Raw genomic sequence first — 21,962 nt, 5'->3', positions numbered from 1 at the left:
CTCACCGCAACACCTCGTAGGTCACCGTGACCACACCCTGCACGGGATTCGCGATCTCGCTGAAGGCCCCGGTGGTCAGGTCCAGGCAACGTCCGGCGACGTAGGGGCCGCGGTCGTTGACCGTCACCACCACGGACCTGCCGTTGGCGGGATTGGTCACCTTGAGGCGGGTACCGAAGGGCAGGGTCTTGTGGGCGGTCCTCATCGCCCACCGGTCGAAGGGCTCCCCGGAGGCCGTCGCCGTGTCATCGCCGTAGAAGGAGGCCTTGCAGGTCTGGGCGCCTCCTTGTGCCGAACCGGGTGGGGCCTCGACGAGATACTTCGCGCTCACCCATCGGGTCGTACCCCGCCACACGATCTCGGCCCGGCCTCGACGCACCGTTCCGGTGATCCTCAGTTCAGTCCCCTTGGGCACCGTGCCGTTGAACGAACGACCGGATGAGGCCAACCACAGGTTCAACTCGGTCGTCGCCCAACGGGTGCCGATGGTCGTCGGTTCAGGGGCCGGTGCCGGGGCCGTGACAGGGGAGGGGGCGGGTGCTGGCGTGCCCTCGGAGGTGCTGAGGTGGCGGCTCGCCACCCAGGCGGTGCGTCCGGACCAGGCGATCTGGGTCCAGGCACCACTTCGGGTGCCGGTCAGGCTCACGCGGGCACCCTTGGCCAGGACCCCGAGGGAACGCCGCGAGGTGCTGGGTGTGGGTCGCACGTTGAGTCTGGTCGTGGTGTGGGCCTGGCCTGCGGTGCCCCCGGTCGTCGGTGCCGCCGTCGTACCGGAGAACTGGACGTGGGCTGCGGACACCCAGGCGGAGCGCCCCCGGTGGACCACCGGCACCCAGCCATCGGTCACGGCTCCCCGGGTCTGCAGCGTGGCGCCGGCACGCAGCACCCCCAGCCTGCTGTGCCGGGTGCCCGGTCCGGATCTGATGTTGACGTTGGCGCGGGCCGTGACGGTGTCCCCGGCGGCTGCGGCTGCGGAGTGGGTCGGTAGAACTGCGGGCACCACGACGACCAGCATCGCGGTGAGTGCTGCGACCGAGGTCAGACGAAGCAGGGTTCTCAAGATCTGGGTGATGACGTGCACAGGGATCCCCCTCCTGGATGAGTCGTCGTCACGCTAGACACGCATGGGCCAGAGCTCAAGGCAAGGGGTGGAAGAACCCTCGAGTGAACCTCGAGGTTGAGGTCTGCCCGTGCCGAGCCGTCTCAGTATTCAGGACGAAGTCCGTCGACTGCTTGACAGCCGGGCACAGGAGCGCAATTGTTGCCCCATGACCAGCAGCCAGCTCGTAATCGTTTGACGGCGTTTCGGATCCTTGACCGAAACGCTCCCTCGCGCGCCCCAGGTGCCGAGGGTTTTTTGTTGGACAGGCACGACGGGTCGGCTGAGACCGAAGGGAGAGACATGTCGGAGGCAGAGGGCAGGATGCTGACAGGCGCCCAGGCGCTCGTGACGTCGCTGGAGCTGGCCGGGGTCGACGTGGCCTTCGGCATCCCCGGTGGGGCGATCCTCCCGGCGTACGACCCGTTGTACGACTCCACGATCCGGCACATCCTGGTCCGTCACGAGCAGGGAGCCGGGCATGCGGCCGAGGGATACGCCATGGTGAGCGGACGGGTGGGGGTGTGCATCGCCACCTCGGGGCCGGGGGCCACGAACTTGGTGACACCCATCGGCAACGCGTACATGGACTCGACCCCGCTGGTGGCCATCACCGGGCAGGTCAACTCGACGGCCATCGGCACCGATGCGTTCCAGGAGGCCGACATCCGTGGCATCGTGATGCCGATCACCAAGCACAGCTTCCTCATCAAACGGACCGAGGACATCCCACTGGCGATCAAGGAGGCCTTCCACATCGCCTCGACCGGGCGACCCGGGCCGGTGCTCGTCGACATCGCCAAGGACGCCCTGGCGGGCAGCGCACCGTTCCACTGGCCGAGGGAACTGGAACTGCCCGGCTACAAACCGACGATCAAACCGCACGTGAGGCAGGTCAAGGCAGCCGCCCGCATGATCGAGCAGTCGAGGCGTCCGGTGCTCTACATCGGTGGTGGTGTGGTGCGCGCCCAGGCCTTCGAGGCGCTGGCCCAGCTCGTCGAGAAGACCCGGATCCCCGTGGTCACCACGCTCATGGCCCGCGGAGCCTTCCCTGATTCACATGAGCTGCACATGGGGATGCCGGGCATGCACGGCACCGTCGCGGCCGTGGGAGCCCTGCAGAAGGCGGATCTCCTGATCGCCGTCGGTACCCGTTTCGACGATCGGGTCACGGGCCGACTGGACTCCTTCGCGCCACACGCGAAGGTGATCCAAGCCGACATCGACCCGGCCGAGATCGGCAAGAACAAGGCGGTCGACGTGCCCATCGTCGGTGACTGCCGCCAGACCCTGGAACTGCTCGTGGCAGAGATCGGGACCGCACCCGAGGCCGACGCGTGGCGCGCACAGCTCGCCGGGATCAAGGAGCGCTACCAGCCTCGATGGGACGAGGACCCCGACGGCAGGCTCTCCCCCCAGGAGGTCATCCAACGCATCGGCCAGCTCAGCCCGGACGACACCGTCTACGTCACCGGTGTGGGACAGCACCAGATGTGGAGTGCACATTTCCTGCCGCACGAGCGCCCGATGAGCTGGCTCAACTCCGGTGGTGCGGGCACCATGGGGTTCTGCGTCCCGGCCGCGATGGGCGCGAAGGTGGCCAGGCCCGAGCAGGTGGTGTGGGGCATCGACGGCGACGGCTGTTTCCAGATGACCAACCAGGAGCTGGTCACCTGTGCCCTGAACAACATCCCCATCAAGATCGCCATCATCAACAACAACGCCCTCGGTATGGTCCGGCAGTGGCAGTCCCTGTTCTACGACTCCCGGTACTCCAACACCGACCTGGCCACGGAGCAGCTCCCCAACTTCCCGATGCTCGCCGAGGCGATGGGTTGTGTCGGGATGCGTGCCACCAACGAGGAGGAGATGGAGGAGTGCATCGCCAGGGCCCTCGAGATCAACGACCGCCCGGTCGTGGTGGAGTTCGTGGTCCACAAGGACGCGATGGTGTGGCCGATGGTGCCCGCCGGCGTCAGCAACGACGAGATTCTCGTCGCCCGTAACATGGCCCCCGAGTGGGAAGAGGAGGAGCTGTGAGCACGCACACCCTGGGAGTGCTGGTCTCCAACAAACCAGGCGTCCTGACGAGGATCTCAGCGTTGTTCTCGCGTCGTGGGTTCAACATCGACTCGTTGGCCGTCGGTCCCACCGAACGCCCTGATGTGTCCCGGATGACGGTCGTGGCCTCCGTCGAGGACGACTCCGCGCTGGAACAGATCGTCAAACAGCTCAACAAACTCATCGAGGTCCGGAAGGTCCTCGAGCTGGGACCCAACACCGTGTGCCGTGAGATGGTGTTGGTCAAGGTCCGGGCCGATGTGAACACCCGCAGCCAGATCATCGACGTGGTGAGTCTGTTCCGCGGGAAGGCGGTGGACGTCAGTTCCGAGTCCATCACCATCGAGGCCACCGGGAGCACGGAGAAACTCGCCGCGCTGCTGGAGATGCTCAACCCCCACGGCATCCAGGAACTCGTCCAGTCCGGTCAGGTCGCACTCGGGCGTGGTGCCCGGACCCTTGCCGAACACAAGCCCAAGTAAGTAAGGAAAACCCACATGGCAGAGATGTTCTACGACTCCGACGCCGACCTCTCGATCATCCAGGGCAGGAGCGTCGCCGTCATCGGTTACGGCTCACAGGGACACGCCCACGCGCTGAGTCTGCGTGACTCCGGCGTCGATGTGCGGGTGGGGCTGCGCCCCGGATCGAAGTCGGCCGCGAAGGCCGAGGCCGAGGGGCTGCGGGTCCTGCCCGTCGCGGAGGCGGTGGAGGAGGCGGATCTCATCATGATCCTCGCTCCGGACCAGGTGCAGCGGAAGCTCTACGCGGAGGAGATCGCCCCCCACCTGGTGGCCGGAGACGCCCTGTTCTTCGCGCACGGCTTCAACATCCGGTTCGGCTACATCACCGCCCCGGAGGGGGTCGACGTCTGCATGGTCGCCCCCAAGGGACCCGGTCACCTGGTGCGTCGTGAGTACTCCGAGGGACGTGGTGTGCCCGCGATCATCGCGGTCGAGGTCGATGCCAGCGGGAATGCCTGGCCGCTGGCCCTGTCCTACGCGAAGGCGATCGGGGCGTTGCGTGCCGGCGGCATCAGGACGACCTTCACCGAGGAGACCGAGACCGATCTGTTCGGCGAGCAGGCCGTGCTGTGCGGTGGTGCCTCCGCGCTGGTCCAGGCCGGTTTCGAGACCCTCGTCGAAGCCGGTTACCAGCCCGAGGTGGCCTACTTCGAGTGCCTGCACGAGCTGAAGCTCATCGTCGACCTCATGTACGAGGGTGGCATCGCCAAGCAGCGCTGGAGTGTCTCCGACACCGCCGAGTTCGGTGACTACGTCTCCGGTCCCCGGGTCATCGATGCCCACGTGAAGGAGAACATGAAGGCGGTGCTGGCCGACATCCGCTCCGGTGCCTTCGCCAAGCGATTCATCGACGACCAGGACGCCGGGGCCCCGGAGTTCAAGGCCTTCCGCGCCGCCGGTGAGGCCCATCCCATCGAGGCCACGGGCAAGGAACTGCGCGGCCTGATGAGCTGGGTGAAGGACCACGGCACCGACGACTACGTCGAGGGCTCGGCTGCTCGCTGAGCACTCCGAGACGGGCACCCGCCAGATGGGTGCCCGTCTCGTTCGATTCAGTGGATCCCGGCTGTCCGACAGGCCTCGAGCACCTGCTCGACCTCCTGGACGGCCTCCTCACAGACCTGGTTGAAGGGGGCACGGCAGGGTCCCAGGCCGAAACCTGCCAGATTCGCCGCCAGCTTCATGATGGTGTTCGGGTTGCCGTGCCGCTGGGCCAGCCGCAGCGGACGGATCGCGTCCTGCGCTGCACGTGCCGCTGCGAGGTTGCCCGCCGACCATTCACGATGGATCGACACGATGGTCTCCGGCAGCACGTTCGCAACCGCGGTGACAGCGCCGTGACCACCGGCGAGCAGATTCCACAGGATCAGGCCATCGTTCCCCGAGAGCACGGCGAAGTCGTCAGGGGTGCGCTCGATGTACTGCAGCATGGTGTCGAAGTTCCCGGAGGAGTCCTTCACCCCGACGATGCCAGGGATCCGGGACAGTTTCTCGATCAGGGCGGGAGAGATGCCGACCCCGGTGCGCATCGGGATGTTGTAGACGACCACCGGGGTGTCCACGGCATCGGCCACGGCGGCGTAGTGGGTGTACAGCTCATCCTGTGAAGCCGCAGCGAAGTAGGGGGTGACCACACTCAGGGCGTCAACCCCGGCGGCGGCCGCATCACGTGCGAGCTCGATGGTCTCGAGTGTCCCGATGCACCCGACTCCCGCATGGACGGGCACTCTCCCTGCCACCTCGTCGACGACGACACGGATCACCTCGAGTTTCTCGGCACGGCTCATGACGAAGAACTCGCCGTTGGTGCCAAGACAGAACAGACCATCCACCCCGGCGTCGATCAGTCGGGACGAGTGGGCGCGCAGACCGGCCTCGTCGATCGTTTCGTCGTCGTTGAGGGCGGTCATCAGGGCAGGGATGATGCCGCTGACCCGGGGACTCATCGTGCTGCCCCTGAGGCCGGACGGGCGGTGAGCGAGGCGGCCTGACGCATGGCCTCCAGCATGCTGTCCACCTTGACCACACCCGTGCCCGCGATGTCGAAGGCCGTGCCGTGGTCGACCGAGGTCCGGATCACGGGAAGTCCGACGGTGATGTTGACACCGTCCTCGATCCCCAGCACCTTGATCGGACCATGGCCCTGGTCGTGGTACATCGCGACGACGAGGTCGTAGTCGCCTCGACCTGCCAGGTAGAAGGCGGTGTCGGCCGGTAGTGGACCCACCGCGTCGATGTCATCGGCACGCAACGCCTGGATGGCGGGAATGATCTTCTCCTCCTCCTCGCCGTGGCCGAACAGACCACCCTCCCCGGCGTGAGGATTGATGGCGCACACCCCGATGCGGGGATGCTCCAGGCCTGCGCGACGCAGTGCCTCCCACCCCCTGCGGACCGTGCGCTCCACCAGGCCCGCGTCGATCCTGGCGATGGCGTCGATCAATCCGATGTGGGTGGTGACGTGGATCACCCTCAGTTTTGGTGCCGTGAGCATCATCGAGACCTCGGTGGTGCCGGTCAGTGCGGCGAGCATCTCCGTGTGTCCCGGGTACTGATGGCCACCGAGGTGAAGGGCTTCCTTGTTCAGAGGTGCGGTGCAGATCGCCTGGACGGTCCCGTCCAGGGCCAGTTGGGCGGCCTTCTCGACGTAGCGGAAGGCGGCATCCCCGGCGACGGCGGAGAGTTGTCCCCAGGGGAGGTCCTCGGGCAGCAGCGCAAGATCGATGACATTGACCCGCCCGGGGGCCTCGGTCATCTCGTCGACGCTGCCCACCGTGACGATGTTGACGTCAAGGCCCATGACATCGGCCGCCTGCTCCAGACGTAGGGCATCACCGATGACCAGGGGACGACACAGGGCGGTGATGTCCGGGTCGACGACGGCGGCCACGGTCACCTCGGGGCCGACACCGGCCCCGTCCCCCATGGTGACGGCGATCGTCGGGCGTGTCCTTGAGGTCATGACTTCTCCTTCGGTGCGTTGGGTGATGATGGTCTCAGGGCTTGCTGGATCAACCACAGCGAATCCAGGTCGCCGTGGGAACCGGGGCGGGTGACGATGCGTCCACCGTCATCGGTGGCGAGCAGCGCCGCGCCCGGGTGGATCTGTGTCACCACTTCCAGGTGGTGCTGGCCGAGAAGATCCAGGACGGCCCGTGCGCTGCCCAGTGGCTCAGCACCGTCGGGGAGAGGACATGGTGGCTGAGGGAGATCCTCCCGGCAAGGTGTTCAGCCTGGGCCACGGCCTTCGGGGAACCCGTGCCGAGGACATGGAGCACACCTCCTGATCCGCTGTGGACCCGATCGGTTCCAGGCAGCAGGGTGAGAGCGAGACGGGACGACAGAGCCCGTGCCAGTGCACTGGATCCGGCGAACCTCACCCGTGGAGCAGCACGCAACCCGGCGTCGACGATGGCTGTGAGGTCCTCCTGGGTCTCGGCATCGCAGCTGGCCACCCCACCGGGAGCACGTGTCAGGCTTTCGCCCGGACAGCCGGACCGCACCATGTCAAGGGTCAGGTTCCGGATGAGGACGTCCCCGAGTGCAGCGACGACGGGCCGCCGCGATGGTGGAGACCGCTCTCGCCGCAGGGATCAACGGCATCGACACCGCCAACGGGTACGCAGGTGGTACCACGGAGGGGATGATCGCACCGCTGGTCCGGCGTCATCGTGACCAGGTCGTCCTGGCCACCAAGGCCGGGATGCCCCATCCTGACGCCGAGGACCACGCGCCACTGTCAGCTCGAGGGCTGCGTGCCAGCGTCGAGGGATCACTCCGGCGTCTCGGTGTGGAGCACATCGACCTCTTCTACCTGCACCAGCCGGATCGTGCCACCCCCGTCGTGGAGACCCTGGACACCGTCGCGACGTTGCACGAGGAGGGAAAGATCGGGGCCCTCGGGGTCTCGAACCACTCCGCATGGCAGGTCCTCGAGATCCTCCGCGAGGCCGAGCTTCGTGGGCTGGCCGCCCCGGTGGTGGGGCAGAACGTCTACAACCTCGTCGCTCGGCGCATGGAGGACGAGTGGTTCGAGTTCGCTGCTCGGTACGAGGTGTTGACCATGTGTTACAACCCACTGGCCGGAGGGTTGCTCGTGCGTCGTCCCGCGAACGAGGCCCCGACACGTTTCTCTGGCTCGGTGCTCGCAGAGATGTATCGCAGGCGTTACTGGAGCCCCGAGGTCCTCGCGACCATCACCAGGTTGGCCGATCTCGCCGATGAGGCCGGGATCCCACTGGTCGAGCTCGCCCTGCGGTGGATGATCAGTGTTCCCGGCCCCGGAGCCCTGCTGTTGGGGGGCGACCGGGTGGAGCAGCTTCAGGACAACCTCGCCACCTTGGCCAAGGGGCCCCTCAGCAGTGATCTCACCACCACCTGCACCGCGGTGACCGACCCCCTCAAGGGGGCCATGCCGGCCTACAACCGCTGATCGATATCGACCCAAGGAGTTCACTCATGACAACATACGATGGTCTGCTGCGGCCACGCCCGGACGGCGCTCACGAGGCCTTCCTGCCCACCCCCACCGTCCAGTGTCATGCCGCCAACCTGGCCTTCCTGCCCGACGGGGACCTGGCCTGCGTCTGGTTCGGCGGCACGCAGGAGGGCATCTCCGACATCTCGGTGTACCTCTCGCGACTGCCGAGGGGAGACAAGAAGTGGCTCGAGCCGGTGCAGCTGAGCTTCGACACCACGCGGTCCGAGCAGAATCCCATCCTGTTCACGGCTCCGAACGGTGAGGTGTGGCTGATCTACACGGCTCAACTGGCGGGCAACCAGGATTCCGCCATCGTGCGTCGCCGGATCTCCCGGGACGGTGGACGGAGCTGGGAGGAACCCACCGCACTGCTCGGTGACGATGCACCCGCCGGGGTCTTCGTCCGTCAGGTTCCCGTCGTGCTCGAGACCGGGCGAATCCTGCTCCCCGCCTTCAACTGCACCGCCCTGCCGGGTGAGAAGTGGGTGGGAGATCATGACACCGCATCCGTGTGGTACTCCGACGACCAGGGGATGACGTGGCGTGAGGTGACCGTGCCTGATTCGCAGGGATGCGTCCACATGAACATCGTCCCGCGTACCGACGGTACGTTGTGGGCCTGCTTCCGGTCGCGGTGGGCCGATCACGTCCACGAGAGCGAGTCGGTGGACGGCGGCATGACGTGGACGCCGTGTCGGCCCATCGTGCTGCCCAACAACAACTCCTCGATCCAGGCCCGTGCCCTCGGCGGTGCAACCATGGCGATGGTGCTCAACCATGCCAGCATGGCCGACGCAACCGGTCGTCGCACGTCGCTCTACGACGAGATCGACGAACAGGGTCTCAAGGAGGCCGACGGGCCTGCAGAGGTGGAACCCGAACCGGATCCGAGCAGACGCACCGCATTCTGGGGAGCGCCGCGTGCACCGATGACCCTGGCGCTCTCCGATGACGACGGTCGCACCTGGCCGATCGCCCACGACATCGAGAACGGTGATGGCTTCTGCCTGTCGAACAACAGCCGTGACGGTCTGAACCGGGAGCTGTCCTATCCCTCGGTCCTGGGGGGGGCCCGACGGCGACCTGCACGTCGCGTACACCTGGCACCGCAGGACGATCAAGCACGTCCATCTGGGGGCTGACGTGCTGGCCACGATCCGAGCTGAGCGGCCAACCTCAGCCGGACCCGACCTGGCGGCTGCTACGACCTGAGCTGCCGCTCTCCTCCGCCCTGTGAGGGGCAAGGCACAAAGGAGTGTGAATCTCAATGACGATGTCCATGATCCTGGCCCTCGCGGTCCTGGTCATCATGATCGGCCTCATCATGTTCGACGTGCTGCCCTTCGGGGCGCCGCCGTTGGTGGCCTGTCTGCTGCTGGTGGTCTTCGGGTTGTCCACGGTCCCTGAGGCCTTCGCGGGCTTCGTGAACTCCAGCGTCCTCATGATCGCCTTCTTCATGGTGCCTCTGGCGGCCCTGCAGAAGACGAAGCTCATCGGCCGTGTGAAGGACTCCATGGCCTCCCTCGTCGAGAAGGGTGGGTACAAGAGCTACATCGCGTTGCTGATCGTCGTGATGCTCGGTGCCTCCCTGGCCGGTACCGGATCAACCGGGTACTACGTGCTGATCCTCGCGCTGGTCTCGACCATCCCCTATGACCGGAAACTGCCCACATCAAGGCTGATGATGCCGCTCGGCTTCGCCACCAACCACCCGCTGGTGCCGATCAACGTTGCGTTGCTCTACGGTGTCATGGTCACGGTGCTGGAGGCCTCGGGCTTCAAGGGCAGCGTCTCCATGGTCACCTTCTCCCTGGTCAACTTCGTGATGGGGATGGCCTACCTGGCCTGGGCGTTGCTCGCATACCGGTTGCTTCCCGACCATCCGATCGCCGAGCCGACGGTCGACACCTCGTCGCTGGCGGAGGGGGAGTCGTATCCGTCGTGGAAGGAGGCCGTCACGATCGGCGCCTTCGTGGTCAGTGTGATCGCCATGATGCTGATGAACGTGATCGGTGATCTCGCCCATGTCACCCCCGGCCTGGCGGCATTCGTGCTGCTGTTCATCAAGATGGTGGATTTCAAGGAGTTCCGGGGGAACCTGTTCGCCCCTGTCATCCTCATGATGGCCGGCGTCATCGGGGTGGCCGACGCGTTGGCCAGGTCAGGGTTCACCGCACTGGTGGGCGACGCCGTCGCGGGCTGGGTGGGTGCCAGTGTGCCGCCCTTCCTGCTGGTTCTCGTGTTCGCACTGCTGACCAGCACCGCGGCCACCCTGACGGGGTCCAACATGGGGTCGGTGATGATCTTCGCGCCGATCGCGATCGCGACCTGCACCAGCCTCGGGCTCAGCCCCGTCGCGGCTGCGGCAGCGGTGGCCATCGCGGTATGGCAGGGTGGTTTCATGCCGATCGACGGGATGCCCGCGCTGATCCACGACATGGGGAAGTACCGGTTGCTGGACTTCTGGAGGTTCACCATCCCGATGTACTTCATCCGCATCATCGCGTTGACCGGTGCAGCGGTGCTGTTCTTCCCGATGTGATCCTCTCGAACCCCACCGCCGTGCGTCACGGGTCCGTGACGCACGGCGGTAGCATCTCTGGAGGACTGGAAGGACCTGAAGGGGCGGTCAGATGAAGGCGGAGGAACGTCGTGAACAGATTGCGATGTTGGCGCATGCCAACGGGCTGGCCACCGTCGAGGAGCTCGCGGCGTCCTTCCAGGTGTCGCCGTCGACGATCCGTCGTGATCTGGCCCTGCTGGTCGAGTCCGAGACCATCGCCCGCACCTACGGTGGGGTGATTCCTCGGTCCCGTGACCATCAGGAGGCCACGTTGCAGGAACGGGCGTTGAGAGGGGGAGCCGCGAAACAACGGATCGGCCGCTGGGCGGCAGAACAGGTCAGCCCCGGGGACACGATCCTGCTGGATGCCGGGACCACGACCGCGCAGGTCGCCTGTCATCTGCGCACGACCCATCCGCTGACCGTCGTCACGACCGGCCTCACCCCCTTCCATGAACTCGCCGGTGTGCCGGACATCGAACGGGTGCTGCTGGGAGGCACGTTCCGTGACCTGAGTCAAGGTTTCGTCGGTCCGCTCACCGAGGAGGCGCTGGAGCGCTGGTACTTCGACCTGGTCTTCCTGGGGGCGGATGCGGTCACGGCCGACCGGGGCGTGTGCGAGGCCTCGGTCGTGCAGACCCGGCTCAAACAGCTCATGGCCCGTGCCGGGGCCAGGGTCTTCCTGCTCATGCACGCGGAGAAGCTCGGTCAGCGTCCCTTCAAGTCGTGGGTCCAGCTGCCCGGTCCGTGGACCCTGGTCACTGACTCCTCGGTGCAGCCGGACCAGCTCGCCCCCTTCGAGGCACGGGGCATCGAAGTGGTCGTGGTGGGGGACGACTGAGCCCGATCCCTGTGGTCCGGGAACGGCCAGGACCGGATGACGGCGTGACCCCTCCGGTTGGTAGGCTTGTGAGACACGAAAAACGGGAGGATCCTGGCCATGAGCATCTTTCTCATCCTGGGAATTGCTGGTTCCTTGTTCCTCGTGGCCTCCATCATCCTCGGTGACTTCTTCGAGGCGGCATTCCACTTCGACGGCTTCGACTCGGAGATCTTCTCGCTCGCAGCCCTCGCGGCCTTCGTCGGAGCCTTCGGCTTCGGTGGTGTGGCCGCCTCGGCCTTCGCCGAGACACTGTGGCTGATGGTGCCGGTCGGCATCGTCTGCGGCATCGTCGCCGCGTGGGGAGCCATCGCTCTGACCCGCTGGCTGAAGCGGGGAGAGACGGGGGCCGCGGTCAGCAACAACTCACTCATCGGGGCCGAGGCCCGGGTCGTGACGGACATCCCCGCGGTCGGTTTCGGCGAGGTCCACATCCACGGCTCCCACGACAAACGTGCCGCATCCTCCGAGGTCTCCATCCCAGCCGGCACCCAGGTCTGGGTCTCGGCCATCATCTCCCCGACGGCCGTCGAGGTCAGACCCGTGACCGCCGAACTGCCTCCCCGCTAAGAAAGGATCATCAATGCCAGAACTCGCTTCCCTCCTCACCGGTGTGGGAGGGGTCATCATCCTCGCCGTGCTGGTGATCTGGTTGATCGCCAGCCGGTACCGGGTGGCCCGCCCGAACGAGGCGTACATCATCACAGGCCAGAAGGGGAAGGCCGTCACCAATCCTGAGACCGGCATGGTCTCGACCGACCTGTCCGGTCAGAAGGTCATCATGGGCGGTGGCGTCTTCGTCATCCCACTCATCCAGCGCCTCCACGTGCTGGACCTCTCCAGCCGTCGCATCATGGTGCAGATCCGCAACGCGGTCTCCGGGCAGGGCATCAAGCTCAACCTCGACGGCGTGGCCATCGTCAAGGTCGGTGGCAACGAGGACTCGATCCGTGCCGCGGCCCAGCGATTCCTGATGCAGCAGGAGGAGATCGAGACCTTCACGCAGGAGACCCTCGCCGGTGCGCTGCGCTCCATCGTCGGTGGCCTCTCCGTGGAGCAGATCATTCGTGACCGGGCGGCCTTCGCGCAGCGGGTCGCCGACGAGTCGGAGGCCTCGCTCACCGGTCAGGGACTGGTGCTCGACACCTTCCAGATCCAGGACATCACCGATGACGGCACCTACCTGTCGGACCTTGGGCGTCCCGAGTCCGCGAAGGTCGGACAGATCGCAGCCATCGCGGAGGCCGAGGCGCGTCGGGAGGCCGAGCAGGCAAGGCTCGCCGCCGAACAGGAGATCGCCATCTCCGAGCGGGCCCTGGTGCTCAAGGAGGCCGAGATCAAGGCCGAGACCGACGCGGCTCGCGCCCAGGCAGCGGCCTCCGGTCCGCTCGCCCAGGCGGACCGTGACCAGGCGATCCTCGCCGAGCAGGAGAAGGTGGCCGTCCGGCAGGCGGCGCTGAAGGACCGCCAGCTCGACACCGAGGTCCGCAAGCCCGCCGACGCGAAGCGGTACGAGACCGAGACCCAGGCGCAGGCGCGTCGCAACTCGGAGATCTTCGAGGCCGAGGCCCGCAAGGCCGCAGCCATCGCGCAGGCCGAGGCGGCGGCCGAGACCGCTCGTCTGACCGGTGAGGGCGAGAAGCAGCGTCGTGCCGCGCTGGCCGAGGCCGAGGCCATCGAGGGTGCTCGTCGGGGTGAGGCCGAGAAGGCCCGTCGTATCGCCGAGGCGGAGGCCACCCGGGCCGAGGGCGATGCCAAGGCGGCCGCGGTGCTCGCCATCGGTACCGCCGAGGCCGAGGCGATGGACAAGCGCGCTGCGGCATTCGCCAACTACAACGAGGCGGCGATCCTGCAGATGCTGGTCGAGGTCCTGCCCCAGGTGGCCGAGAAGGTCGCGGCCCCGATGGGTGCCATCGACAAGCTCACCGTCGTCTCGACCGAGGGGGCTGCCGCACTGCCCCGGCAGATCAACGACAACGTCCTGCAGACGGTGGAGATGATCCGCAACACCACCGGCATCGATCTGTTGGACATCCTGAAGTCCCGCACCTCCGCGAAGGGATCCCCGGCCCAGGGAACCGTCGTGAAGGGGGAGACCAGCGAGGCCTGACCCAGGTCAGGCAACACGAGGCGACGGCCGGGAGCACCCCGGCCGTCGCCTAGTCCCTCCAGGGTTCAGGAGACGGCGGCTGCGATCCGGTCGCCGACCTCAACCGTCAGCACCGGACCGACGGGACGGGTGGCGATGTCGTGAGCCACCGCCTCGTCGATCCGGGCCGCCAGGTCCTCCCGACCGAGGTGGGCCAGCAGCAGCGCGGCTGAGCTGATGGCCGCCGTCGGGTCCGCGATCCCCTGGCCGGCGATGTCCGGTGCGGAGCCGTGCACCGGCTCGAACATCGAGGGGTACTCACCGGAGGTGTTGATGTTGGCCGAGGCCGCCAGCCCGATCCCGCCCGTGACCGCGGCAGCGAGATCGGTGATGATGTCACCGAACAGGTTGTCGGTGACGATCACGTCGAACCGTGACGGTTCGACCACCATCGCGATCATGGCGGCGTCGATGTGCAGGTAGGAACGCGTCACGTCCGGGAATTCCTCACCCACCTCGGCGAACAGTCGGTTCCACAGCCCGCCGGCATGGACCAGCACATTGTGCTTGTGGAGCAGGGTCAGCCTGCCTCGGCGGGCACGGGCCCGCTGGAAGGCGTCACGGATCACCCGTTCCACCGCGAAGGCGGTGTTGACCGAGACCTCCGTGGCGATCTCCTGAGGGGTTCCGGGACGAACGGTGCCGCCGTTGCCGCAGTACAGGCCCTCGGTGCCCTCCCGTACCACGACGAAGTCGATGTCCCCCCTGGCCACGACCTCGGGGGAGAGGGGGGTGGGGACCCCGGCGTGGAGGCGTGAGGGGCGCAGGTTCACCCCGTGGTCGAGGGCGAAACGGAGTTTGAGCAGCAGACCACGTTCCAGCAGACCCGAAGGGATGGCCTTCGACCCCGGTGCGGCACCGACGGCACCGAGCACGATGGCATCCACCGTCCGGAGCTCCTCAAGGACCGTGTCCGGCAGCACCTCACCGGTGCGTTGCCACCTCTCGGCACCGAGGTCGTAGTGGATCTCCTCGAAGGTGTCGGGCCCAGCCACCGCGTGCAGCACCTTGAGAGCCTCCGCAGTCACCTCCGGACCGATGCCGTCGCCTCCGATGACTGCCAAGCGCTGTTTCGTCATGGCGCGAAGACTAGAGGTTGGCCCCGACGGGGAGGATGTGTTGCCCACCTCGCGAGATGTGCCCTCCGGTAGGCTGCCCTCCATGCGCATCGCCCGTTTCGCCGCTGCAGGTCAGGACCCTGCCTACGGCATCATCGAACTGGCCGTCGACGGTGGGGAACATCCCGACACGATCGCCGCCATCACCGGTGACCCCTTGGCAGGGGTGCCGGTCAACTACACGGGAGCGAGGTTCGACCTGGCCGAGGTCAGGTTGCTGGCCCCGGTCATCCCGCGCAGCAAGATCATCGGGGTGGGACGCAACTACGCCGACCACGCGGCGGAACTGGGCAACGAGGTGCCCGAGTCACCGCTGCTCTTCCTGAAACCGAACACCTCGGTCATCGGGCCGAATGAACCGATCGTGCGACCCGAGGGCTGTGAGGACCTGCACCACGAGGGCGAACTGGCCGTGGTCATCGGTCGTTTCTGCAAGCAGGTCCCCCTGGAGCGGGTGCCCGAGGTGATCTTCGGGTACACCATCGCCAATGACGTCACCGCCCGTGACTGGCAGGTGGAGCAGTGGACCCGGGCCAAGGGGGCGGACACCTTCTGCCCGCTCGGGCCCTGGATCAACACCCATCTCACGCTGGCGGAGGCAGGACACCTGGGGATCGAGACCCGAGTCGGTGACGAACTGCGCCAGCAGGGCAACACCTCGCAGCTCGTGCGGGGAATCGCCGAACTGGTGGTCCACATCTCCGCCACCATGACGCTGCTGCCGGGTGACGTCATCCTCACCGGCACACCGGCCGGGGTGGGGCCGATGGCCGACGGCGATGTCGTCACCGTCGAGATCGACGGCCTGGGGAGCCTGAGCAATCCCGTGGTCAAGGCATGAGGGGGCAGTGGGTTCCACGCACGGGGGTCAGGCATCCACTGGTCCTGTACGGCCAGGTGCCGTGGCGGTTGCTGATCGGGACGATCGTCGCCCTGCTCCTGGCCCTGCTGCTTCCCGGCGTCGTCAGCCTGCTGGTCCTGGGCCTTGCGACGACGTTCCGGCAACCGGACGACGTCCCCGACTACTTGAGGGATGCCCTGGCCTACCACTTTCCCGAGGGTGTGCTGGCCACACATCTGGGGCTGGCCTCCATGATCCTGATCGCCCTGGTCCTCATGCGGTACCTGCATCACGCGAGCTGGCGGTGGACGGCCTCGGTGCAGCCGGGGATGCGCTGGCGCTACCTCGTGATCTGTTCCCTCATGGCAGTGGTGGTGCTCAACATCATCCTGTGGGTCGGTCCCGAGGCCCGGAGTCTGGCGTGGCAGGAGGCCCAGCCCCAGTGGTACGTCTACCTGGCCATCATCCTGGTCACCTCCCCGCTCCAGGCCGCTGCTGAGGAGGTCTTCTTCCGCGGCTACCTGCAGCAGAGCGTCGGCTCGGCGACGGGACATGCCTGGATCGGAGTGCTGGCCGCATCACTGGTCTTCGCACTCATGCACGGTCCCCAGAACCAGGCGCTGTTCCTCCACCGCCTCGGGTTCGGGCTCATCGCCGGTGCCCTCGTGGTCGTCACCGGCGGCCTGGAGGCCGCCATCGCGATTCACGTCGTGAACAACCTCATGGCCTTCGGGTATGCCTTGATCAGTGGGGGTGTCGCGACGGCGGCAGCGGTCACGGCGATCAGCTGGAGCGCCAGCGCACTCGCACTCGGCAGCTTCGCTCTCTGTGCCCTCCTGGCGTGGTGGATCGGACGCCGTATGAACCTGGCGGACCTCACCCCCTGAGCCCAGTGGGAAGGGGCACGTCCGAACACTGTCGGAACGGGAGTCAGGAGATGCATTCCACGAAACAGCCAGAGCGGCGCTGACTCGGGGAGGGCCGTCCGTGGTCTGCTCGTTCGCTGCTCACACCGGGCCGCGAGTGCTGGCCAGCAGTCCTGGTCGAGACCAGGGGGTCGGCCTCAGCAGGCGGTCCCAAGGGCTCGGCGCGCTCGCTTCGCGGCTCGACCAGCGGCTGGAATGACCGCACGGAAGCCGGCCTGGATGATTCCCGTGAAGCGTCGGGTGGAGCCCGCGGAAGGGGCTGAGGGAAGAAGTGGAAGAAGGCTGAGGTGGCTGCGGCCGGACCCCGGGCGAGCCCCAGCACACAACCGTCTGGCTAGACTGCGCTCGTGTTCGATCTGTTGCTGGGAACCGTGCATCGTGGGTGGGTGGCGGAGTCGCACCACCGGGGGAGGGTCTGCGTCGTCGGGCCAGAAGGGACGCTGCTGGCCCTGGGGGACATGGCCGCGCCGGTCCTGCCGAGATCCGCCCTGAAGCCGTTCCAGGTGGTCGCGATGCTGCGCAACGGCCTGGATCTCACTGAGGAGCTGCTCGCATTGGCCGGGGCATCCCACACCGGACAGGACATCCACCTCGCCGGTGCTCTCGAGATCCTGTCGCGCTCGGGTCTGACCGTCGACGACTTCCGGCACACCCCGGACCTGCCGCAGGACCCGGAGGCACTGCGTGCCTGGCATCTCGCGGGTCGGGGCAAGGAACCGTTGGCCCACAACTGCTCAGGCAAACACGCAGCGATGCTGCGCACCTGTCAGCTGGCCGGGTGGCCATCGGAGGGCTGTCTGGACCCGGCACACCCACTCCAGCAGCAGATCCGTGCCACCGTCGAGGAGTACTGCGGCGTGGTGGGGGAGCCGGTGGTCGACGGGTGCACCGCTCCGGCCTTCGCGACCACACTGCCCGGACTGGCGGCCGGATTCGGTCGGATCGCCGCGGAGAGCGACGGTCCCGGGCGACTCGTCGCCGACGCCTTCCGGCAGCATCCCGAGTACACCTCCGGGATCGGTCACGCGGTGGTGCGGCTCACCACGCAGGTCCCCGGTGCCATCGCCAAGATCGGGGCCGAGGGGGTGCTCGCGGTGGGTCTACCGGACGGTACCGGGGTCGCGGTGAAGATGAGCGACGGCATGGGACGTGGTCGGTTCGAGGTGGTGGATGCCGTCCTGGCGTCGCTGGGACACCCGGTGGACAGTGCCGAACCCGAGTGCGAGGTCTGCCCCGAGGTGCTGGCCATGCTGGAAGAGCTCGGGACGAGACACGGACCTCGCGAGCCGTGATCGTCATCCCGGCGGATCTCCTGGCACGGTGGACGGTGACCCGACGTCGATTTGCGCTCCTGGCAGGCATGGATGTAGAGTTACGACTCGTGCTCGAGAGAGCGCACAGGGGTATGGGGTAATTGGCAGCCCGACTGATTCTGGTTCAGTTAGTCTTGGTTCGAGTCCAGGTACCCCTGCGGAAAGGCCTTGTGAAAGGCCGATCCACCACGCTTGGCCCCGTTGTGTAGCGGCCTAGCACGCCGCCCTCTCAAGGCGGTAGCGCGGGTTCGAATCCCGTCGGGGCTACCAAGCAGATCGCCCGGTCCACTCAGGTGGACCGGGCGATCTGCTGTGTGTCGTCATTCACCACCGGTACGACGCAGCACCTCACTGAGACGTTCAGCAGCGGCCATCACGGCGGGGGCGTGCAACCGTCCCGGTTGTCGGGTGAGGCGCTCGATGGGACCCGAGACGCTCACCGCGGCGATGATGCGACCGTTCGGGGACAGCACCGGAGCGGAGACCGAGGCCACCCCCGGTTCACGTTCAGCCACGGACTGCGCCCAGCCCCGTCGGCGGACCTGCTGCAACCCGGCGACGGTGAAGGCGGCGCCGTCGAGCATGCGGGGGAGTCGCTCCGGTTCCTCCCACGCCAGCAGGACCTGGGCGGCCGAGCCCGCCGTCATGGACAGCTGCGCCCCCAGCGGGACGGTGTCGCGCAACCCCGAAGGGCGCTCCACGGCCGCCGCGCAGATCCGGATGTCGCCCTGCCTGCGGAAGAGCTGGGCGGATTCGCCGGTGATGTCGCGCAGCCGGGTGAGAATGGGACCTGCCGTGGTGAGCAGGGGATCCTCGGCCGCCGCGCCGGCCAGCTCCACGAGCCGGGTGCCGAGCACGAACCGCCCCTGAAGGTCCCGACCGACCAGTCGGTGATGCTCCAGGGCCACGGCCAACCGGTGCGCCGTCGGGCGGGCCAGACCCGTCGCGGTCACCAACCCGGCCAGGGTCAATGGGCTCGTCTCGAGTGCGGACAGCACTGCGGCTGCCTTGTCCAGAACGCCAACACCACTTCCTTCGTCCATATCGCGAGACTATCGTTTCACATGCTGGACAAGCAAGGTGGGGTGTCACAAACCGTGAGAGCGTGTTCGAACCATCACGAAGAAGGAAGACCAAGAATGGGCAGGACCCTCGCAGAGAAGGTGTGGGATGCGCACGTGGTGCGCGCGACGGCAGGCGAACCCGATCTTCTTTACATCGACCTCCACCTGGTGCACGAGGTCACCAGTCCACAGGCCTTCGAGGGACTGCGGATGAACGGCAGGCAGGTGCGTCGGCCCGATCTCACCCTGGCCACCGAGGATCACAACACGCCCACCCTCAACATCCTCGCCCCGATCGCCGACCCGGTCTCACGCACCCAGGTCGACACGCTGCGTCGCAACGCCGCCGAATTCGGGATCCGCATCCACTCCCTCGGGGACCGTGACCAAGGGGTGGTCCACATCATCGGCCCGCAGCTCGGGGTGACCCAGCCGGGCATGACCATCGTGTGTGGAGACTCCCACACCTCCACCCACGGGGCCTTCGGGGCGTTGGCCTTCGGGATCGGGACCTCGGAGGTGGAACACGTGTTGGCGACCCAGACCCTGCCCCAGAAGAAACCGAGGATGATGGCGGTCAACATCAACGGTGACCTGCCGGAGGGAGTGACCGCCAAGGACGTGGTCCTGGCGCTGATCGCCAAGGTGGGCACAGGCGGGGGACAGGGCTTCATCGTGGAGTACCGTGGAACCACCATCGAGCAGCTCTCGATGGAGGGCCGCATGACCATCTGCAACATGTCCATCGAGTGGGGCGCCAAGGCCGGCATGGTGGCCCCCGACGAGACCACCTTCGCCTACCTCAAGGGCCGCCCCCATGCCCCCGAGGGGGAGGACTGGGACGCCGCCGTCGAGTACTGGCGTACCCTGCACTCCGACGATGACGCGCACTTCGACGTCGAGGTCGACATCGACGCCACCCAGCTCACCCCGTTCGTCACCTGGGGCACCAACCCCGGACACGGTGTCCCACTCGGTGGCGTGGTCCCGGCTCCGGAGGACTTCGACTCCGAGGTGGAACAGGCCACCGCACGACGCGCCCTGGAGTACATGGACCTGGTCCCCGGCACCCCGATGCGTGACATCGCCGTCGACACCGTCTTCCTCGGGTCCTGCACCAACGGCAGGATCGAGGACCTGCGCCTGGCCGCTGACGTCCTGCGGGGACGTCGGATCGCCGACGGGGTACGGATGTTGGTGGTCCCCGGCTCAGCCAGGGTCCGGCTCGAGGCGGAACTGGAGGGGCTCGACAAGGTCTTCCTCGACTTCGGGGCCGAGTGGCGGGCCGCAGGGTGCTCGATGTGCCTGGGCATGAACCCGGACCAGCTCGCCCCGGGAGAACGGTCCGCGTCGACCTCGAACCGCAACTTCGAGGGCCGTCAGGGAAAGGGCGGGCGAACCCACCTCGTCAGCCCCGCCGTCGCAGCCGCCACGGCCGTCACCGGCCACCTGTCCGCCCCCGCCGACCTGATCGGAGCCTGAGCCATGGAGGCCTTCACCACCCACACAGGAATCGCCGTCCCGCTGCGGCGCAGCAACGTCGACACCGACCAGATCATCCCGGCGGTCTACCTCAAACGCATCACCCGCACCGGCTTCGAGGACGGGCTGTTCGCCGGCTGGCGCAGTGACCCCGGGTTCGTGCTCAACCAGGAGCCGTTCCGGCAGGGCACCATCCTGGTCCCGGGACCGGACTTCGGTACGGGTTCCTCCCGGGAACACGCCGTGTGGGCGCTGCAGAACTACGGCTTCAAGGTCATCATCGGCACCCGGTTCGGGGACATCTTCCGTTCCAACTCCGGCAAGGCGGGTCTGCTGGTGGCGCTGATCCCCGAGGCGGATCGGGACCGGCTCTGGGACGGGATCGATGCGGACCCGAATCTCGTCACAACCGTCGACCTGCCGTCGCAGACCATCACCCGGGGTGACCTCAGGCTCGACTTCGAGATCGACGAGTACACCAGGCATCGGCTCCTGAACGGCCTGGACGACATCTCGATGACCCTGCAGCACGCCGATGACATCGAGGCCTTCGAGGCGTCACGACCCCAGTTCAAGCCGAAGACCCTCCCGGCACGAACCGCTGACTGAACACCCACGCCGATTCGCCGATGGGCCCCGTGTGCGGGAGGATGTCCGGGTGAGCCACCTCGTCGAACAGCCCTGGCAGCGCCCCCTCACGCTGGCCAACTCCGAACCCGCGCCCTGGGCCTACCGGCTCCTGGCCCGTTTCGTGCACCTCGCCATGTCAGGCCTGGTCAAGCGCACCTGGTCAGGTCAGGAGAACCTGCCCGAGGGGGGATGTCTCGTCGTGGCCAACCACATCTCCAACTTCGACGTCCTGGCTCTCGGCGAGTACCTCATCTGGAACGGCCGCTGGCCGCGTTTCCTGGGAAAGGCGGAGATCTGGAAGGTCCCCCTGGTGGGGTGGTTCGCCCGCCAGTGCCGCCAGATCCCGGTGCTGCGCAACACGCAGCAGGCCAAGGACTCCCTGATCCATGCCCGGGCTGCGCTGGAGGCAGGGGACTGCGTGGCGATCTACCCGGAGGGAACCATCACGGCTGACCCCGACGGGTGGCCCATGGTCGGTCGGAGTGGGGCAGCCCGGCTCGCACTGACCACCGGGGTGCCCGTCATTCCCGTCGGGCAGATCGGCGCGGACGCCCTGCTCGGGGGCAAGAACCTGAAGCCGCTCAGGCTGTTCTCCCTGCGCCGTCGCCCGATCAGCCTCGTGGCCGGTCAGCCGGTGGATCTGAGCGATCTGCCCGTGACCGCGACCCCGGGCAAGGAGGAACTGGCCGAGGCGACGGCGCGGATCATGGACGCGATCGTCGGCCTCGTCGCGGGACTGCGCGGCGAGCAGGCACCGGCGGAGCGCTGGGACCTGCGTGTGGGTGCCCGGGTGCCCCGGGTACGATGAGCGCGCCGCCGACTTCGAGGAGAC

The 21,962-nt window shown here is 67.2% G+C and carries 22 protein-coding genes and 2 tRNA genes; 17 read left to right on the top strand and 7 right to left on the bottom strand.

What is annotated here, in order from left to right; genetic code table 11:
* Window position 1 precedes the first annotated feature (1 nt).
* Window positions 2–1,060 (bottom strand): SH3 domain-containing protein, encoded by a 1,059-nt coding sequence (locus EII34_RS12175; protein WP_124845434.1) that lies wholly within the window; start codon window positions 1,058–1,060, stop codon window positions 2–4.
* A gap of 342 nt (window positions 1,061–1,402) precedes the next feature.
* Here EII34_RS12175 and EII34_RS12170 point away from each other — a divergent pair, with 342 nt between their 5' ends.
* Genes EII34_RS12170 through ilvC form a run of 3 tightly spaced genes read left to right on the top strand, consistent with a single transcriptional unit; the run spans window position 1,403 to window position 4,689 of the window.
* The gene (locus tag EII34_RS12170) at window positions 1,403–3,139 is read left to right on the top strand and encodes an acetolactate synthase large subunit (protein WP_124845433.1); all 1,737 of its coding nucleotides are present in this window, start codon (window positions 1,403–1,405) and stop codon (window positions 3,137–3,139) included.
* Complete coding sequence (gene ilvN / locus EII34_RS12165) at window positions 3,136–3,642, top strand: acetolactate synthase small subunit (protein WP_124845432.1); 507 nt, start codon at window positions 3,136–3,138, stop codon at window positions 3,640–3,642. The genes EII34_RS12170 and ilvN overlap by 4 nt, the downstream gene beginning before the upstream one ends.
* Window positions 3,643–3,657: 15 nt before the next feature.
* Entirely contained in the window at window positions 3,658–4,689 is a 1,032-nt protein-coding gene (ilvC, locus tag EII34_RS12160; RefSeq protein ID WP_124845431.1) for a ketol-acid reductoisomerase, read from the top strand.
* A gap of 47 nt (window positions 4,690–4,736) precedes the next feature.
* Here the strand turns inward: ilvC and EII34_RS12155 are convergent, their stop codons facing one another.
* The 4 genes from EII34_RS12155 to EII34_RS12145 are packed head-to-tail and all read right to left on the bottom strand — an operon-like array spanning window position 4,737 to window position 7,139.
* A complete protein-coding gene (locus tag EII34_RS12155) occupies window positions 4,737–5,630 on the bottom strand; it encodes a dihydrodipicolinate synthase family protein (RefSeq protein ID WP_124845430.1) in 894 nt (297 codons plus the stop codon).
* Complete coding sequence (gene pdxA, locus EII34_RS12150) at window positions 5,627–6,646, bottom strand: 4-hydroxythreonine-4-phosphate dehydrogenase PdxA (RefSeq protein WP_124845429.1); 1,020 nt, start codon at window positions 6,644–6,646, stop codon at window positions 5,627–5,629. The genes EII34_RS12155 and pdxA overlap by 4 nt, the downstream gene beginning before the upstream one ends.
* Window positions 6,643–6,798, bottom strand: coding sequence for a hypothetical protein (locus tag EII34_RS16035; protein WP_185711325.1), 156 nt, complete (start codon window positions 6,796–6,798; stop codon window positions 6,643–6,645). Before EII34_RS16035 ends, pdxA begins: the two co-directional genes overlap by 4 nt.
* The gene (locus tag EII34_RS12145) at window positions 6,795–7,139 is read right to left on the bottom strand and encodes a hypothetical protein (RefSeq protein WP_124845428.1); all 345 of its coding nucleotides are present in this window, start codon (window positions 7,137–7,139) and stop codon (window positions 6,795–6,797) included. Before EII34_RS12145 ends, EII34_RS16035 begins: the two co-directional genes overlap by 4 nt.
* A gap of 86 nt (window positions 7,140–7,225) precedes the next feature.
* Here EII34_RS12145 and EII34_RS12140 point away from each other — a divergent pair, with 86 nt between their 5' ends.
* The 6 genes from EII34_RS12140 (at window position 7,226) to EII34_RS12115 (ending at window position 13,717) form a co-directional block, all read left to right on the top strand.
* Entirely contained in the window at window positions 7,226–8,116 is an 891-nt protein-coding gene (locus EII34_RS12140) for an aldo/keto reductase (RefSeq protein ID WP_221620293.1), read from the top strand.
* Between the two features lie 26 nt (window positions 8,117–8,142).
* On the top strand, window positions 8,143–9,306 hold the full coding sequence (locus EII34_RS12135; RefSeq protein ID WP_221620292.1) for a sialidase family protein: 1,164 nt from the start codon (window positions 8,143–8,145) through the stop codon (window positions 9,304–9,306).
* A 125-nt stretch (window positions 9,307–9,431) separates the two neighbouring features.
* Window positions 9,432–10,706 carry an SLC13 family permease gene (locus EII34_RS12130; protein WP_124845427.1) on the top strand — a complete coding sequence of 425 codons (1,275 nt, stop codon included), beginning with the start codon at window positions 9,432–9,434 and terminating at the stop codon, window positions 10,704–10,706.
* A gap of 91 nt (window positions 10,707–10,797) precedes the next feature.
* Window positions 10,798–11,568, top strand: coding sequence for a DeoR/GlpR family DNA-binding transcription regulator (locus EII34_RS12125; protein ID WP_124845426.1), 771 nt, complete (start codon window positions 10,798–10,800; stop codon window positions 11,566–11,568).
* Window positions 11,569–11,667: 99 nt separating this feature from the next.
* A complete protein-coding gene (locus EII34_RS12120; protein WP_124845425.1) occupies window positions 11,668–12,177 on the top strand; it encodes an NfeD family protein in 510 nt (169 codons plus the stop codon).
* Between the two features lie 13 nt (window positions 12,178–12,190).
* Window positions 12,191–13,717 (top strand): flotillin family protein, encoded by a 1,527-nt coding sequence (locus EII34_RS12115; protein WP_124845424.1) that lies wholly within the window; start codon window positions 12,191–12,193, stop codon window positions 13,715–13,717.
* A gap of 65 nt (window positions 13,718–13,782) precedes the next feature.
* Here the strand turns inward: EII34_RS12115 and EII34_RS12110 are convergent, their stop codons facing one another.
* Entirely contained in the window at window positions 13,783–14,835 is a 1,053-nt protein-coding gene (locus EII34_RS12110) for a 3-isopropylmalate dehydrogenase (RefSeq protein ID WP_124845423.1), read from the bottom strand.
* A gap of 82 nt (window positions 14,836–14,917) precedes the next feature.
* Between EII34_RS12110 and EII34_RS12105 the strand changes: the two genes are divergently transcribed.
* From EII34_RS12105 to EII34_RS12085, 5 genes are all read left to right on the top strand, one after another.
* Window positions 14,918–15,715: a fumarylacetoacetate hydrolase family protein gene (locus EII34_RS12105; protein WP_124845422.1), complete on the top strand. Its 798-nt coding sequence runs from the start codon at window positions 14,918–14,920 to the stop codon at window positions 15,713–15,715.
* Window positions 15,712–16,602, top strand: a complete 891-nt coding sequence (locus EII34_RS12100) for a CPBP family intramembrane glutamic endopeptidase (RefSeq protein ID WP_124845421.1) — start codon at window positions 15,712–15,714, stop codon at window positions 16,600–16,602. The genes EII34_RS12105 and EII34_RS12100 overlap by 4 nt, the downstream gene beginning before the upstream one ends.
* Window positions 16,603–16,988: 386 nt before the next feature.
* Window positions 16,989–17,933, top strand: coding sequence for an asparaginase (locus EII34_RS12095; protein ID WP_124845420.1), 945 nt, complete (start codon window positions 16,989–16,991; stop codon window positions 17,931–17,933).
* Window positions 17,934–18,040: 107 nt separating this feature from the next.
* A tRNA-Gln gene (locus EII34_RS12090) sits at window positions 18,041–18,112 on the top strand.
* Between the two features lie 36 nt (window positions 18,113–18,148).
* Window positions 18,149–18,224 (top strand) — tRNA-Glu (locus tag EII34_RS12085).
* A gap of 50 nt (window positions 18,225–18,274) precedes the next feature.
* Here EII34_RS12085 and EII34_RS12080 read toward each other — a convergent pair.
* A complete protein-coding gene (locus EII34_RS12080; protein ID WP_124845419.1) occupies window positions 18,275–18,997 on the bottom strand; it encodes an IclR family transcriptional regulator in 723 nt (240 codons plus the stop codon).
* Between the two features lie 96 nt (window positions 18,998–19,093).
* On the opposite strand from EII34_RS12080, the gene leuC reads away from it, so the two are divergent.
* Genes leuC through EII34_RS12065 form a run of 3 tightly spaced genes read left to right on the top strand, consistent with a single transcriptional unit; the run spans window position 19,094 to window position 21,938 of the window.
* Window positions 19,094–20,500, top strand: coding sequence for a 3-isopropylmalate dehydratase large subunit (gene leuC / locus EII34_RS12075; protein ID WP_124845418.1), 1,407 nt, complete (start codon window positions 19,094–19,096; stop codon window positions 20,498–20,500).
* 3 nt (window positions 20,501–20,503) lie between these two features.
* Window positions 20,504–21,109 (top strand): 3-isopropylmalate dehydratase small subunit, encoded by a 606-nt coding sequence (gene leuD / locus EII34_RS12070; protein WP_124845417.1) that lies wholly within the window; start codon window positions 20,504–20,506, stop codon window positions 21,107–21,109.
* A 49-nt stretch (window positions 21,110–21,158) separates the two neighbouring features.
* A complete protein-coding gene (locus EII34_RS12065) occupies window positions 21,159–21,938 on the top strand; it encodes a lysophospholipid acyltransferase family protein (RefSeq protein WP_260425145.1) in 780 nt (259 codons plus the stop codon).
* Window positions 21,939–21,962 lie beyond the last annotated feature (24 nt).

Source organism: Arachnia propionica, assembly GCF_003859805.1.
GTDB classification, from domain to species: domain Bacteria; phylum Actinomycetota; class Actinomycetes; order Propionibacteriales; family Propionibacteriaceae; genus Arachnia; species Arachnia propionica_C.
The sequence above is the reverse complement of the archived record's forward strand: the minus strand, read 5'-3'. Positions and strand labels throughout refer to the sequence as shown.

Coding starts and splice junctions, on each gene's coding strand:
- EII34_RS12120 (WP_124845425.1), top strand. CDS start 11,668: ATGAGCATCTTTCTCATCCTGGGAATTGCTGGTTCCTTGTTCCTCGTG.
- EII34_RS12105 (WP_124845422.1), top strand. CDS start 14,918: ATGCGCATCGCCCGTTTCGCCGCTGCAGGTCAGGACCCTGCCTACGGC.
- leuC (WP_124845418.1), top strand. CDS start 19,094: ATGGGCAGGACCCTCGCAGAGAAGGTGTGGGATGCGCACGTGGTGCGC.
- EII34_RS12170 (WP_124845433.1), top strand. CDS start 1,403: ATGTCGGAGGCAGAGGGCAGGATGCTGACAGGCGCCCAGGCGCTCGTG.
- EII34_RS12135 (WP_221620292.1), top strand. CDS start 8,143: ATGACAACATACGATGGTCTGCTGCGGCCACGCCCGGACGGCGCTCAC.
- EII34_RS12130 (WP_124845427.1), top strand. CDS start 9,432: ATGACGATGTCCATGATCCTGGCCCTCGCGGTCCTGGTCATCATGATC.
- pdxA (WP_124845429.1), bottom strand. CDS start 6,646: ATGACCTCAAGGACACGCCCGACGATCGCCGTCACCATGGGGGACGGG.
- ilvC (WP_124845431.1), top strand. CDS start 3,658: ATGGCAGAGATGTTCTACGACTCCGACGCCGACCTCTCGATCATCCAG.
- EII34_RS12100 (WP_124845421.1), top strand. CDS start 15,712: ATGAGGGGGCAGTGGGTTCCACGCACGGGGGTCAGGCATCCACTGGTC.
- EII34_RS12125 (WP_124845426.1), top strand. CDS start 10,798: ATGAAGGCGGAGGAACGTCGTGAACAGATTGCGATGTTGGCGCATGCC.
- EII34_RS12110 (WP_124845423.1), bottom strand. CDS start 14,835: ATGACGAAACAGCGCTTGGCAGTCATCGGAGGCGACGGCATCGGTCCG.
- EII34_RS12080 (WP_124845419.1), bottom strand. CDS start 18,997: ATGGACGAAGGAAGTGGTGTTGGCGTTCTGGACAAGGCAGCCGCAGTG.
- EII34_RS12115 (WP_124845424.1), top strand. CDS start 12,191: ATGCCAGAACTCGCTTCCCTCCTCACCGGTGTGGGAGGGGTCATCATC.
- EII34_RS12155 (WP_124845430.1), bottom strand. CDS start 5,630: ATGAGTCCCCGGGTCAGCGGCATCATCCCTGCCCTGATGACCGCCCTC.
- leuD (WP_124845417.1), top strand. CDS start 20,504: ATGGAGGCCTTCACCACCCACACAGGAATCGCCGTCCCGCTGCGGCGC.